Source organism: Pedobacter sp. AJM, from assembly GCF_002197755.1.
Classification (GTDB): Bacteria; Bacteroidota; Bacteroidia; order Sphingobacteriales; family Sphingobacteriaceae; genus Pedobacter.
Map to the genome: position 1 here is coordinate 73,140 of NZ_NHOT01000010.1, position 14,217 is coordinate 87,356.

13 protein-coding genes are annotated in these 14,217 nt (G+C 37.4%); 2 read left to right on the plus strand and 11 right to left on the minus strand.

Translation table 11 applies throughout. From position 1 onward, the window contains the following. Positions 1-9: 9 nt before the first annotated feature. From pyrH to CBW18_RS16580, 11 genes are all read right to left on the minus strand, one after another. Positions 10-714 (minus strand): UMP kinase, encoded by a 705-nt coding sequence (pyrH, locus tag CBW18_RS16530; RefSeq protein WP_088302444.1) that lies wholly within the window; start codon positions 712-714, stop codon positions 10-12. A gap of 159 nt (positions 715-873) precedes the next feature. Beyond that, positions 874-4,143 (minus strand): TonB-dependent receptor, encoded by a 3,270-nt coding sequence (locus tag CBW18_RS16535; RefSeq protein WP_088302445.1) that lies wholly within the window; start codon positions 4,141-4,143, stop codon positions 874-876. Between the two features lie 53 nt (positions 4,144-4,196). Further along, on the minus strand, positions 4,197-5,159 hold the full coding sequence (locus tag CBW18_RS16540) for an MBL fold metallo-hydrolase (protein WP_088302446.1): 963 nt from the start codon (positions 5,157-5,159) through the stop codon (positions 4,197-4,199). 21 nt (positions 5,160-5,180) lie between these two features. Next, entirely contained in the window at positions 5,181-6,266 is a 1,086-nt protein-coding gene (gene nagA, locus CBW18_RS16545; protein WP_088302447.1) for an N-acetylglucosamine-6-phosphate deacetylase, read from the minus strand. Between the two features lie 146 nt (positions 6,267-6,412). Then, positions 6,413-7,258 (minus strand): translation elongation factor Ts, encoded by an 846-nt coding sequence (gene tsf / locus CBW18_RS16550; protein ID WP_088302448.1) that lies wholly within the window; start codon positions 7,256-7,258, stop codon positions 6,413-6,415. A 129-nt stretch (positions 7,259-7,387) separates the two neighbouring features. Beyond that, positions 7,388-8,221, minus strand: coding sequence for a 30S ribosomal protein S2 (rpsB, locus tag CBW18_RS16555; RefSeq protein ID WP_029287679.1), 834 nt, complete (start codon positions 8,219-8,221; stop codon positions 7,388-7,390). 18 nt (positions 8,222-8,239) lie between these two features. After that, positions 8,240-8,626, minus strand: coding sequence for a 30S ribosomal protein S9 (rpsI, locus tag CBW18_RS16560; RefSeq protein ID WP_055913282.1), 387 nt, complete (start codon positions 8,624-8,626; stop codon positions 8,240-8,242). Positions 8,627-8,629: 3 nt separating this feature from the next. Beyond that, positions 8,630-9,073, minus strand: coding sequence for a 50S ribosomal protein L13 (gene rplM / locus CBW18_RS16565; RefSeq protein ID WP_029287677.1), 444 nt, complete (start codon positions 9,071-9,073; stop codon positions 8,630-8,632). A 283-nt stretch (positions 9,074-9,356) separates the two neighbouring features. Next, positions 9,357-10,907 (minus strand): Rne/Rng family ribonuclease, encoded by a 1,551-nt coding sequence (locus CBW18_RS16570; RefSeq protein WP_088302449.1) that lies wholly within the window; start codon positions 10,905-10,907, stop codon positions 9,357-9,359. Between the two features lie 283 nt (positions 10,908-11,190). Next, entirely contained in the window at positions 11,191-12,069 is an 879-nt protein-coding gene (locus CBW18_RS16575) for a M48 family metallopeptidase (RefSeq protein WP_088302450.1), read from the minus strand. 10 nt (positions 12,070-12,079) lie between these two features. Continuing rightward, positions 12,080-12,382, minus strand: a complete 303-nt coding sequence (locus CBW18_RS16580; RefSeq protein WP_010601128.1) for an HU family DNA-binding protein — start codon at positions 12,380-12,382, stop codon at positions 12,080-12,082. A 169-nt stretch (positions 12,383-12,551) separates the two neighbouring features. Between CBW18_RS16580 and mutY the strand changes: the two genes are divergently transcribed. Beyond that, positions 12,552-13,601, plus strand: a complete 1,050-nt coding sequence (gene mutY, locus CBW18_RS16585) for an A/G-specific adenine glycosylase (protein ID WP_088302451.1) — start codon at positions 12,552-12,554, stop codon at positions 13,599-13,601. A gap of 58 nt (positions 13,602-13,659) precedes the next feature. Next, the gene (locus tag CBW18_RS16590; RefSeq protein WP_088302452.1) at positions 13,660-14,100 is read left to right on the plus strand and encodes a single-stranded DNA-binding protein; all 441 of its coding nucleotides are present in this window, start codon (positions 13,660-13,662) and stop codon (positions 14,098-14,100) included. Positions 14,101-14,217 lie beyond the last annotated feature (117 nt).

The window sequence follows — 14,217 nt, forward strand, 5'->3', positions numbered from 1 at the left end:
TTTTATGGTTTATTTTACTAAAGTACCGATTGATTCACCATTGGCAATTTTCATAAAGTTTCCATGTTTATTCATGTCAAACACAATAATTGGCACTTGGTTTTCCTCGCAAAGGGTAAAGGCGGTCATATCCATCACGTTTAAGCCTTTATCGTAAACCTCTCTGAAAGAAATTTCTTCATATTTTGTGGCTAACGGATCTTTTTCAGGATCTGCCGTGTAAATACCATCAACACGAGTCCCCTTTAAAACAACATCAGCTTTAATTTCAATAGCACGTAAAGCAGCTGCAGAATCAGTGGTGAAATAAGGGTTACCCGTACCTGCTCCAAAAATCACGACACGGCCTTTTTCTAAGTGACGCACTGCCCTTCTGCGGATAAATGGCTCACAAATCTGTTCCATTTTAATCGCTGTAAGCAAGCGGGTTTTAATTCCGACTTTCTCTAATGCATCTTGTAAAGCCATGGAATTGATTACCGTAGCGAGCATACCCATATAATCGGCCTGCGCCCTGTCCATTCCACTTTTTTCCGCACTTAAACCCCTGAAAATATTTCCTCCACCAATAACGATTGCAATTTCCAAACCTTTATCGTGAACTGCTTTGATATCTTCTGCGTATTGTTTAACGCGTTCATTATCAATGCCATATTGTTTCTCGCCCATTAGCGATTCGCCGCTAAGCTTTAGCAGGATGCGTTTGTATCTCATGACCTCAAAAATATTAACATTTTTTTAATACCTGGCTATCCTTTAAGATAATTGATGTAAATTTTTACGCAGACCAATGACTTTATGGCATTATTGGTTTTCATAAAATAAAAATGGCTGAGTTAATGCTAACCCAGCCATTGATCATGTGTTGAAAGTTTATTGATTAAACCTATACCTTAATCCAAATTGAATCCTCCAGCGTGCAGTTTCATCAACGCTGCTGGAAAAAGTATTTACTAAAGGCGTATTATTATCTGCATTTAAGTATGGGAAAGAGAATGTAGGCTTACCCGTTGCATCAACTCCTTTAAAGTTCAGCAATCCATTTGCCCTGTTCGCAAACTTTGGAACACCCCATGTTTTGTTAATCATGTTTCCGAAGTTAAAAACATCAAAAGTAAGTTGGAGTGAATGTTTCTTACCCTTCAAACTTCCAAATAAATCTTGCGCAATACGGATATCTAATGTTCCGATCACATTACCAACTAAACCATTTCTTTCTGCATATTGGCCTCTTCTCTGATTTAAATAGCTATCTTGAGTAATGTAACTGTTCAATTGTGACCATAACTGATCTGTGGTCCTCGTATCTGCGGAATTTTCAGGCACTAAAACAATATCAGCTTTATTTGCCGGAACAAAAATTAAGTCATTGCCGCTTAAACCATCGTTATTTAAATCATTGCCATAAGTGTACGAATACCGGAAACCATCTTGTAACTGATAAAACATTGAAAATGTTGTTCCTAAATGGCGGAGATATTCTTTTCTGTAGACAACGGATGCAATGAAACGGTTTTTAACCATGTAGCTTGAGTAAGAAAGTGCATCTGTATTTGGACTGCCAGAAACCTGACGGTCTCTCCACATGGATTGCGCGATGGAACCACCATCATTAACTGATCTCGAATCGGTATAAGTATAACCTGCCGTGGCAAATAATCCTCCGGCGAATTCTTTAGATAAGGTTCCGGTAATGGATAAACTATGCCCTTTATTGGTATTGGTCATTACAATGGCATCAGATATATTTGGGTTAGCAGGTGTTGGAGTAGCTGAACCATAAATTCTTGAAGCGGTATACCTTGGGCGGTTATCTGCACCCTGAAGAAGTGTATAGGCAGACGTATTTAAATTCGCATTGCGGAAATAAACAGAGTTGATGTCTTTTGAGTATAAGGCTTCCAGTGTTCCGGTAAAGCCTGCTGGTAATTTCTGATCAACAGCTAAATTGGAACGCCAAACCTGCATGAATTTGAAATTCTGATCGGCCACTGCAAGGTTATAAGCTGTATTATTTGCTGCGGTAGATTTGTTTAAATTTCGGTAAGCATCAACATTAGGCGTAAACGGTCTGTTTGTAGGATTCGCAATGGATTCTGATCCAAACTGAACACCATTATTACTTGCCTGGTTTGAGATCCAGACCAATGGAGGCCGTCCCGTAAATAATCCTGTTCCACCTCGAACCTGTGTTTTGCCTGTGTTATTCACATTCCAGTTAAAGCCCAGGCGTGGCGACCATAATATGGCATTTTTAGGAAATCTGCCCACATCGATTTTCTCACCATTTTCAAAGGTTAATTTTTCAACATTAGGATTACTAAGTAATGAAGGGGAAGAAACATTTGTTAAATCTGCACGTAAGCCAGCCGTTAATTTTAGCTGGTCACTAACCGTAAAAGCATCCTGTGCATATAAACCATACATATTGGATTGAATTTCTGCATAAGGAAATGATCCATCTGGCAATACGGAATATTGAACCTGATAGCGCGTAGCATTGGAAATGCCATTGTTGGCACTATTATAAAAATCATCTAAACTTTTGAAAGTGTACGTTCCGTAGTAGTTAGGTGCGAAACCATTACTGGTTCTATATCCTTCATAATTGGCTCCAAGCGTAATTTCATGACGGCCAGCATAAATGTTAAAGTTATCTGTAACCTGATAGACCTTAGTTTTTAAACTGTTAAACGCTGTAAAAGGTTCGTAGCCAAAAGCGGTATAAGAGCTGCCATCAGGATTCATGATATCAACCAGTGGAAAAGGTTTATTCCCTTTTGATTCCCGGAAATCGTTCATGTTATTATAACCCACTGTCAACTGGTTAGAGAATTTATTGTTGAAACGTGTTCTGAATTCAAGGTTAACATTATCCATGTTATTGTTAATGCCATATCCGGCAGACTGGAATGGAAGACCCAGTTGCGATGGCTGACGGTTGTTTTTCGGTGCTCCACTGTTGCTGGGTAAAATATCCTTGTATGATCTGAAGTAAAAATATTTTAAGCTTAGGGTATTTTTATCATCAATATTATAATCCAGTTTGGCAGATAATTTATCACTTCGGGTTTTTAATGCATAGTTTTCATATCCACCAGCATCATAGCCCAATGTTTTTAAAAAGGTACTTAATTTATCCAGGTCTTCTCCTTTAGCCTGCGAAATATTCGGACCAGTACTTCCATTTCTTGATGCAGTAAAGCCTGTTCCAGGATCTGATCTTCTTTCCAGTTCACCACTTGCAAAGAAAAATAATTTGTTTTTAATAATCGGGCCACCAAAAGTGAATCCATAACCCTTTAAATTGAAATTGGTTACAGGTACTTTAAGGTTTGCATAATTGTAATCACTTACCAGATCCTGATTTCTATAATATGTATTTAATGAACCTTGAAACTCATTCGTTCCGCTTCTCGTTACCGCATTTATGGCCGCGCCGGTAAATCCACTCTGGCGAATATCATAAGGCGCAATATTTACTGTAATCTCTTCGAATGCATCCATGTTAATGGGTTGAGAACCCGTCTGGCTGCCAATGGTGCCTTGTAAACCAAATGCATTATTAAATAATGCACCGTCAACTGTAAAATTATTGGCAAGATTGCTTCTTCCGGCAATACTCGGACTGCCAAATTGTAAAGAGAACTGTGGTGTAAGCTTAACAAAATCAGTGAAACTCCTATTTAAGGTGGGTAAATTTTGAATTGCTGTTCTGGAAATATTTTGTGAGGCACCTGTCCGGCCAGAATTGAAAATTTTACTCTGCTTGCCAGATACCATTACCTCAGATAGATTGTTTGCATCTTCACTTAAAGTGATGTCTAAGGTAGAACTTTGCCCGAGGGCTAATTTCTCTATACGTTGTACCTGGTTTTTAAAACCGATAAAAGAAACGGTAATAGAATAGGGGCCACCAATGCGCATGGCAGGTAAATTATAACGACCATCAGATCGGGTAGATGTAGCATAGCGAGACCCAGAAGGTTCGTGGATGGCAATTACCGTAGCACCGCTTATCGGTCCTTTGGTATCTGCTACGGTACCATTTATAGATGCCGTTGTTTCATTTTGAGCTACTGCATCTATCTTTAAGAAAATTAAAAATATAAATGCAGTAAATAAAAGTAAGATTTTTTTCATGAATTTTTTTCACAAAAGTACACTCACTTTCTGTATCAAATAGGTTACTTGTGTTAATATATTGTTAATAGCTCTCCTTGGTTAGGGAATATCAACTTAAATCCAGGCGCATTAAGTACCAGTAACTGTTGTTTTATTTTAAGCATATTTTTTACCGGAGGTTTCCTATGCGTAATAATAAAAGATACTTTTTCTAGGGCTTCTGGAGTTGATATCTTCTGCAGGTTTGCAAGCTCACTAAAGAAAAGCTGGGGTGTAAGGTGGCCAAATAATTGGTTTACAGGTTGCTCATTTGGAAAGGACACTTCCATAAATATTGCCTTCAGGTTGCCCGTATTGATAAGAGGAGCCACTTCTTGCCATAATTCTGAGAGCTTATCAGATTTTTCTATTTCATCTGCACCAGTATCACCAAGATATAAAACGTAGTTATCTTTTGCCTGAATTAAAAATGCGGTACTTTTATAAGGCTTACCATGGCTGAGTTCAAAAGCACGAACTTTCATTTCAGTTTCAGCAAGTGGGTAGCTAAATTCTTCCTCTAAAGTAGTATAAGTATATTTTTTAAGTTGAGGTTTTTCGCCTTCGTTTCCAAAATTTGCCCAGGCATCCCAGGTAAAGTATTTATCTCTGAGGATATTTAAAACAGATGATATTCCATAAATATTCTTTGCCGTATCCGCAGGAGAATTTATGATGAGTCCGGCAACATGATCTAAATGCCCATGCGATATTAAATAGCCTTTAATTTGTTTGCGTTGAATGTCTTCACTAATGCCCTTTAAAGTTTTTTTGTCTATGGCTTTCTGAATTCCCGCATTAATGGTTCCTGCATCCAGGCAAATAAAATTATTGCTGCCATTTGGAGCCAGCATGTAACATGATAAATTGCTTTCGTCATCGCCACCTTTTACACCTAGTGGGATGACCTTAAAGGTATAATCCTTTTTTTGAGCCCAGGAGTTGATGGAGACCACCATTAAAAGCATTAAAATCAGTTTGCTTTTTTTTAACATCGTTATTGGTTTGAATTGATTTTATTGTAACGCTCCTTTGAAGATTACATTCTTTAGATTTAAATTTACATCTAAAATAAGCAAGTCAGCCTGACATCCTTTTTCAATCTTTCCTGTAAAATTTTCTAAGCCTATTAATTTTGCAGGGTATTGACTAGCCATTTTGATGGCTTCAGTCAGGTTGATGCCGCAATGGCTAACACAGTTTTTGATGGCTTCCAACATCGTTAAGGATGAGCCTGAAAGTGTTCCATCCGGCATTACGAATTTATTATCCTTTTCAATGTGCTGATAAGGGCCTGTTGTACAAGGGGTAACTGCATCAGTGATTAAAAACAACCTGTTGCCTGCGAGTTTATGTGCCAGCTTTACAATTTCAAAATCTACATGTTTACCATCAGCAATAATGCTGGCCATGGCCTGATGATGATTAAAGAAGGCCGTTGGAATACCTGGCTCCCGATGGTGTATCGGACTCATGGCATTAAAGAGGTGTGTGGTCGTTTGAATCCCTTTGTTATATGCCTGAGTGGCTTCGGCAAAGGTAGCATTGCTGTGTCCTAATGACACCACCACATCATGATCCAGAAGATATTGAATTACTTTATCATCTTGTAGTTCAGGTGCAATCGTCATCATTTTAATTACGCCATCTCCAAAATCCAGAAGAGCTTTTATGTCCTCTAAGCTTGCTTTTCTAACGAATGCAGGTACATGTGCTCCCAGTCGTTTTGGATTTAAGAAAGGTCCTTCCAAATGTAAGCCCAATAAGTTTCTGGCCGATGAACGATATTCTTTTGCGGATGCGATGCAGGCATTAAAAACTTCCGGAGAATTGGTTGCCATGCAAGCCAGGAAACCTGTTGTACCCTTTTTAAGTAAATCGTCTTCTATAATTTTGAGCGATTCTACTGTAGGTTCTGCAGAAAACAGTTTTCCTCCTGCACCATAAATCTGAAGGTCAATCAATCCTGGAAAAACCCATTCATCTGCTAAGTCAGCAGTTGATTTTTCAATTGATGTAATTTTGCCTTGATGGATACTGATGCTTTGTTTTTCTTGTAAAACATCATCAGCATAAAATTTAGCATTTGGAATGTTTAGCATAACACAATGTTGAAGCGCTAAGTTACTAAGTTCAATCTATTCTGAACCTGGTAAATATTTAAATATGATAAGGTTTGGATCATAAAGGGACAAAAAAAATCCGGTTAACTTTTCAGCTAACCGGATTTTTATATTATTTCAACTGCTTATGCACCTAATTGTACACGTTTGAAAGCCGATACTGTTAAACCTTTAGAAGTATTATCTAAGAATTTACGAACATCTACAGAACTGTCTTTAACAAACTCCTGGTTTAATAAAGTGCTGTCTTTGTAAAATTTGTTCAATTTACCGGCAGCAATTTTCTCAACCATTTCTTCTGGTTTGCCTTCCTGACGGATTACATCTTTAGCAATTTCGATTTCACGTTGAATCGTAGCAGGATCAACACCATCTTTATCAACAGCAACTGGGTTCATCGCTGCAATTTGCATGGCAACATCTTTACCAGCCTCAGTAATATCTGCACCATTAGCGCCTTCAAATACCACTAAAACACCCATTTTACCATTAGAATGGATATAAGAAACGATTTTCTCACCAGATACATTTGCGTACTCCTGAATAACGATTTTCTCTCCGATTTTACCGGTGAGTTCAGTGATGGTTTCAGCAACTGTACGTCCATCTTCCAAAGTAATTGCTGATAATTCTTCAGCAGAAGCAGGATTGTTGGCAACTGCTGCAGCTAAAACAGCCTGAGCTAAATTACGGAAATCTTCAACTTTAGAAACTGGCTCAGTTTCACAAGCTAAAGCAACTAATTTACCATTTGTGCCATCTGCTGAAACATTGATTGATACCAAACCTTCAGAAGTTGCATTACCAGAACGAGCGGCAGATACTTTCTGACCTTTTTTACGCAATAAATCAACAGCTGCTTCGAAATCGCCATTAGCTTCTACTAAAGCTTTTTTGCAATCCATCATACCTGCACCAGTTTGTTGGCGCAATTTGTTTACATCAGCGGCAGTAATTTGTACTGTAGACATTTTATTTCCTTTTTTAAAGTTTAAAATCTTGTGATAACAATTACAGGTTACAAGTTACAAGTGCTAAGTTAAACTCATGTTAAGCCAACTTAAAACCTGAAACCAGTAACCTGCAATTAAAAAATATTACTATTCTTCTGTTTTAGTTTCTTCTGATGAAGATGCTTCAACTTCAGCTTCAGCAGTTTTTTTACGTCTTGGTTCTTTAACCTCTGGCGCATCAGCTGCAGCTTTAGCCGCTACTGCTTCTTTTTCTGCTTCATCATCTTTCTCACGTTTACGTTCATCTAAACCTTCTTCAATTGCTTTAATGATTACATCAGTAATTAAAGAGATTGATTTAGTGGCATCATCATTCGCTGGAATAGGGAAATCGATGTTTGAAGGATCAGAGTTCGTATCAACCATCGCAAAAGTAGGGATGTTTAATTTTAACGCTTCAGTAACTGCGATGTGTTCTTTCTTAACATCAATTAAGAATAAAGCAGCAGGTAAACGGTTTAAATCAGCAATACCACCTAAAAGTGATTCTAATTTAATACGCTCACGTTGAATCATCAAACGCTCTTTCTTAGATAAGATGGAATAAGTACCGTCTTTAGTCATTTTATCGATGTTAGACATCTTTTTGATTGACTTACGAACAGTCGCAAAGTTGGTTAACATACCACCTAACCAACGCTCGGTTACGAAAGGCATATTTACTTTCTTAGCTTGTTCAGCTACGATTCCTTTTGCTTGTTTTTTTGTTGAAACAAATAAAACTTTACGTCCTGATTTTACGATTTGTTTAATCGCAGCCGCAGCTTCTTCAGTTTTAGTTAATGTTTTATTTAAATCTATAATGTGAATTCCATTACGCTCCATGAAAATGTAAGGAGCCATTTTTGGATTCCATTTACGGGTAAGGTGACCAAAGTGTACACCTGCATCCAATAAGTCTTGATAAGTTGTTCTTGCCATTGTCTTTGCCTCCTGTGATTAACGTTTACTGAATTGGAATTTCTTACGGGCTTTTGCACGTCCTGGTTTTTTACGCTCAACCATACGCATATCACGCGTCATTAGGCCTTTAGCACGTAATGCAGGTTTTTTCTCCGCATCTAGTTCAACAATCGCTTTAGCAATAGCTAAACGAACAGCTTCTGCTTGTCCTTTTACTCCACCACCCTGAACGTTTACAGTGATATCATAACGACCTGTAAGTTCAGAAACCTCTAAACTTTGGTTTACGATATATTGCAAAGGTAAAGTTGGGAAATATACTTTGTGATCTTTACCGTTAACGGTAATTGCGCCAGCACCATCTTTTAAGTAGATACGTGCAACAGCTGTTTTTCTTCTTCCTGAAGTGTTAGTAACTGACATTTCTTAAAGTTTAATGGTTTTTGGAGATTGAGCTGAATGTGGGTGGTTTTCACCTGCATACACAAAAAGGTTTGTGTATAATTTTTTGCCCAATTTAGTTTTCGGTAACATACCACGTACCGCTTTCTCGATTACACGTTGAGGGTGTTTCGCCATTAACTCTTTTGGAGAGATAAAACGTTGACCACCTGGATAACCAGTATAAGAAACATATTGCTTTTCGCTGAATTTGTTTCCTGTCAATTTAACCTTGTCTGCATTGATAACAATTACGTTATCTCCGCAATCTACGTGTGGGGTGTACTCAGGCTTGTTTTTACCACGGATGATCATAGCGATCTTCGATGACAAGCGCCCCAAAATCTCGCCTTGCGCATCAACAACAATCCACTGTTTGTTAACAGTTTTCGCATTGGCCGAGACAGTTTTGTAACTTAACGTATTCACTTGCTTGTATTTAATTTATTAAACAATTTATTATTCCCATTAAAATTGGGACTGCAAAGATAGGTAGAATACTTTTATTATCAAATAGTTGAATAGAAAAAAAATGAAAGTTGTTGGTTTAAGATTGAAAGTTTAAAGGCATTTGCAAAATTACCTCTTTAAGATGCCATTGTTTATTGCAGATCAAAGTAATTTGACTAATCAGCGGTTCTGTTTTTTATTTGGCTGTAAAAAACAAAAGCCCGAACTTTTAAATTCGGGCTTTAGCTACATGTACATGGTGTTACAATTTTATTTCTTCATCTTTTGATGAGATAAAATGGAACTCATTTAAATAGTATGATGATTGTGCTTTAACTTTAATCCACTGGCCATATTTAAAAAACCAGCGGCGTTGTAAGTTGAAGATTCCTTTAGTAATGTAAGCTTCAATGTAAGGATGCACACTTAATGTTACACCTTTTTCATTTTGCTCACGTAAAATATAATTAAGGTTATTCTCAATATCATCCATTAAAACAATACTTGCTTTAATTTCTCCGGTTCCACCACAAGCCGGACATTTTTCTACCGTTACAATATTCATCTCCGGACGAACGCGTTGTCTGGTGATTTGTACCAAACCAAATTTGCTTGGAGGCAAAATAGTATGTTTGGCTCTATCCAACAACATCAGCTCACGCAAATAATCGAATAGCATTTTACGGTTTGTTGGCTTGTGCATATCAATGAAATCGATAACCACAATGCCGCCCATATCACGCAAGCGCAATTGACGGGCAATTTCTTTTGCCGCCTCTTTATTTACCTGTAAAGCGTTTTCCTCCTGGGTTTCTTTACTGGCCGTGCGGTTTCCACTATTCACGTCTATCACGTGGAGTGCTTCGGTATGCTCAACTACTAAATAAGCACCACCTGGTAAGTTTACTGTTTTTCCGAAAGCATTTTTGATTTGCTTTTCTATTCCAAAATGATCAAAGATGGGTTCTTTCTGTTTGTACAGTTTCACGATTTTTTCCATTTCTGGAGAAATATCATGAACATAAGAACGGATATCATCGAACAGCTCTGGCGTGCTCACGTAAACGTTTGTAAAATCAGGATTCAGAATATCACGTATTAACGTTGAAGATCTGTCCATTTCGCCCCAAACTCTTTTCGAAGGTTCGGTAGAAGGTACCTTTTTAATAAAGTTTTCCCATTTTGCAATCAGATCCAATAAATCTTTTTGCATTTCGGCAACTCCGCGGCCTTCAGAAACAGTTCTGATAATCACCCCAAAATTTTGAGGTTTAATACTTTCGATAATCTTCTTTAAACGATTACGTTCAGTATTACTTTTAATCTTTTTTGATACAGATATGGTATTGGAGAAGGGCACCAGTACCACATACCTGCCGGCAATCGAAATGTCGGAACTCAAACGCGGTCCTTTTGTAGAAATTGGTTCTTTTGCAATTTGTACAGGCAGGAGCATGTTTTTTGTCAGCACATCAGAAATTTTGCCTGCCTTGTTAATGTCGGCTTCCAGCTTTAAATGATCTAATAATGTGCCTGTAACCGAGCCATTACGCTTGATTTTAGTTAGCTTGATTAAAGATTGCACCTGAGGGCCCAGATCAAAATAATGCAAAAAAGCATCTTTTTCATAACCAACATCCACGAAAGCAGCATTCAGGCCAGGCATAATTTTTTTAATGCGGCCTAAATAAATATCGCCTACGGCGTAGTTATTATTGATTTGTTCTTTGTGAAGCTCAACAAGTTGTTTGTCTTCAATCAATGCTATGGTAACTCCGGCAGGAGTCGAATTGATAATTAATTCTTTTACCAACAGCTACAGATTTAAGGCTTTCGCCTATTAACAAATGGATAGTAAACGAGAAAAAAACTGATATAGCCAGATATCTACGGGATAAAAAAATCATATAAATACTTTAAACCTCACAGTTTTCACTATGAGGTTTATTAGGCTTAATCAAGATAAGAATCTATTTTTTCTTATGTCTGTTTTTTCTTAAACGTTTCTTACGTTTGTGGGTAGCCATTTTATGTCTTTTTCTTTTTTTACCGCTTGGCATAGTTTTAAGTTTTAAATGTTTTTATTAATCCGTTAATTAATTTTTATTCTTTAGCTCAGCTACCTTCTTATCGATAAATGATGATAAGGTTGGATTAGCTGCTAATTTTTTGCTTGCTAAATAAGCATCAACTGCTTCTTTGTTTTTGCCTAAATTTTCAAGGGCTGTCCCTAAATAAAAATAAGCTTCAGGAGTAGGTGCAGTTGCAATTACTGTATTAAAACGAGGAATTGCTTTGTCGAACTGGCCTGATTTTATAGAGAAGATGCCTAAATTCATATTGGCTTTTACATTTTTAGGTTCTTTAGCAACAACCTCAAGCAACATTGCAATACCTTGCATCGGTGCACCTAAGCCATTTACTATGGTTACGCCTAAACCTGTTTTGGCCTCAATATTTGAAGAGTCTTTCTCTAATACTTTTTTGTAAGATGTATTTGCTTTCTGCAATAATGCAGGTTGAGCTAAACTATCTTGCGTGCTTTCAAACGCTTTCATGAACTGATTACCAGCGGCTAACCATGCTTTTGATGATGGTTCTTCCTGGGCAATTATTTCTAAATAAAGCGCTGAAGGTGTAATTTGCTCTACATCGTCCCATTTCTGAGCCAGCTGCTTCGCCAATTCAACTTTTTCTGCTCCCTTAGCACCCTTATAACTATTTTCTAATGCTGTAATGTCTTTGGCCAAATTTTGATTCAAAACATTTTTAGCAGCGGTAGATGTTGTTTCAATACTAAGGATTGCAGATGATGGTTTAGATTCTGTTGCGGACATCTGTCCACTCGCAGGCATCTTGCCATTCTCTTCTGTTGGTTTAACCAATCCTTTAATGTCTCTTGTAAATAAAAAAGCAACAAGCAATAAAACTGCTCCGATAATGATGATTTGTTTTGATCTGATGCTGCTATTCATGTAATAAGACTTAGGCTTCTACGCTGATTTTTTTGGAGTTACTTTTAACTTTATCAACAAAAACTTTTGCAGGTTTAAAGCTAGGTACAAAATGTTCTGGGATAATTATTGCAGTGTTTTTAGAGATGTTTCTAGCAGTTTTTTGTGCTCTCTTTTTAACAACAAAGCTTCCGAAGCCTCTTACGTATACATTTTCACCGCCAATCATACTTGTTTTGATAACCTTGAAAAATGCCTCAACCGTTTCCTGTACATCAACCTTCTCAATTCCGGTTTTTGTTGATATTTCTGAAATAATATCTGCCTTAGTCATATTTACTTATTTTATATATATTGTGTTTTAATATTATAACTGTTTTGGGGTTGCAAAAGTATTGCTTTTTAATGAGATAGGGAAATAAAAGATGATTTTTTTATCAGTTAAGATATCAGCTGATTGCAAGATTTTTTTTTATCCGGTAATTACCCCGTAATTTGCACCAATGACATTCCAGACTGAACTGATAAATTGGTATCAAAATAATAAAAGGGATCTGCCCTGGAGGCACACCAAAGACGCTTATACCATATGGTTATCAGAGATTATTTTACAGCAGACCAGGGTTGAACAAGGGCTGCCATATTTCAACAGGTTTTTAGAAAATTTCCCCACCGTGACCGATTTTGCCTCGGCTTCGGAAACAAAGGTGCTTAAGCTTTGGCAGGGTTTGGGCTACTATTCGCGTGGCAGAAATATGCACGCAACAGCTCAATCAGTTGTAAATAATCTTAATGGAATATTTCCGGATCGACATGATGAACTGATTAAGCTGAAAGGGATAGGTGAATATACTGCTGCTGCAATATCCTCTTTTTCTTCGGGTGAGGCTAGGGCTGTGGTAGATGGAAATGTGTTCAGGGTTTTAGCCAGGTATTTTGGTATTTCTACACCAATTAATTCGCCTGCAGGCAAAAAGGAATTTTATATATTGGCTAATGAATTGCTTTACCAGGAAGATCCTGCCACCTATAACCAGGCGATCATGGAATTCGGTGCGATGCAATGTAAGCCAAAATCGCCAAATTGTGGTGTTTGTCCGTTAAATCAGACCTGCTTCGCGTTCAAGCATAATCAAGTTAGTTTATTGCCTGTTAAGCTTCGTAAGGCGGCACCAAAGCACCGCTATATCAATTATTTTATCTGTGAAAATGATCATCAGGTTTTGGTTCGCGAAAGGCAGTCCGGTGATATCTGGCAGCATCTTTTTGATTTTCCTTCTATTGAAACTCCGGAAGAGGTTAACCTGAACAATTCCAGCTTTGCCGAAAAAGTTTCTGATGTTTTTGGAATGGCTGCCAGTTTTACTCTTTTAACGAGTAAAAAACACATCTTGACACACCAAATTATCCATCTGCATTTTTTTTCTCTAAAAAATTATATATTTAACTTTAGTAAACAAAAGGAACTAAAATGGGTTTCTTTAACAATATTAGATGAATTGCCGCAGCCAAAAGTTATTCATGATTTTATAACTGAATACCTTCATGAGTGATGGAATAACTAACCATCTGGCGATCATTTTAAACTGAAAAATCTAACCAATAATATTTATGTCGGGCATTAACAAAGTGATTTTAGTCGGCCATTTAGGCAAAGACCCTGAAGTGCGCCATTTAGATGGAGGCGTTACCGTGGCAAGTTTCCCCCTTGCAACATCAGAAACCTACAATAAAGATGGAAAAAGAGTAGAACAAACGGAATGGCATAATATTGTATTATGGCGTGGGCTTGCAGAGGTTGCTTCAAAGTACCTGCAAAAGGGGAAACTTGTTTACATTGAAGGTAAATTAAGGACAAGATCTTTCGAGGATAAAGAAAAAGTAAAGAAGTATGTAACTGAAATCGTAGCAGAAAACTTCACCATGTTGGGCCGTAAAAGTGATTTTGAACAAAGTCCGGCCACTACAATTCAGCAAGCACCGGCAGAGCGTAAAATTGAAGACGAGTTTACCATTGGACCTTCAGATGAAAATGGTGATTTACCTTTTTAAATCTTAATTATACAGCGGTGGTATTGAAATTTATACTAATTTATTAAGGAGCTTGTCGAAACGCGATTAACTGCATTTTTACAAGTCCCTGAACAGGAAATCAGGATGACATATTTA

Coding starts and splice junctions, on each gene's coding strand:
- pyrH (WP_088302444.1), bottom strand. CDS start 714: ATGAGATACAAACGCATCCTGCTAAAGCTTAGCGGCGAATCGCTAATG.
- CBW18_RS16535 (WP_088302445.1), bottom strand. CDS start 4,143: ATGAAAAAAATCTTACTTTTATTTACTGCATTTATATTTTTAATTTTC.
- CBW18_RS16540 (WP_088302446.1), bottom strand. CDS start 5,159: ATGTTAAAAAAAAGCAAACTGATTTTAATGCTTTTAATGGTGGTCTCC.
- nagA (WP_088302447.1), bottom strand. CDS start 6,266: ATGCTAAACATTCCAAATGCTAAATTTTATGCTGATGATGTTTTACAA.
- tsf (WP_088302448.1), bottom strand. CDS start 7,258: ATGTCTACAGTACAAATTACTGCCGCTGATGTAAACAAATTGCGCCAA.
- rpsB (WP_029287679.1), bottom strand. CDS start 8,221: ATGGCAAGAACAACTTATCAAGACTTATTGGATGCAGGTGTACACTTT.
- rpsI (WP_055913282.1), bottom strand. CDS start 8,626: ATGTCAGTTACTAACACTTCAGGAAGAAGAAAAACAGCTGTTGCACGT.
- CBW18_RS16575 (WP_088302450.1), bottom strand. CDS start 12,069: ATGAATAGCAGCATCAGATCAAAACAAATCATCATTATCGGAGCAGTT.
- CBW18_RS16580 (WP_010601128.1), bottom strand. CDS start 12,382: ATGACTAAGGCAGATATTATTTCAGAAATATCAACAAAAACCGGAATT.
- mutY (WP_088302451.1), top strand. CDS start 12,552: ATGACATTCCAGACTGAACTGATAAATTGGTATCAAAATAATAAAAGG.
- CBW18_RS16590 (WP_088302452.1), top strand. CDS start 13,660: ATGTCGGGCATTAACAAAGTGATTTTAGTCGGCCATTTAGGCAAAGAC.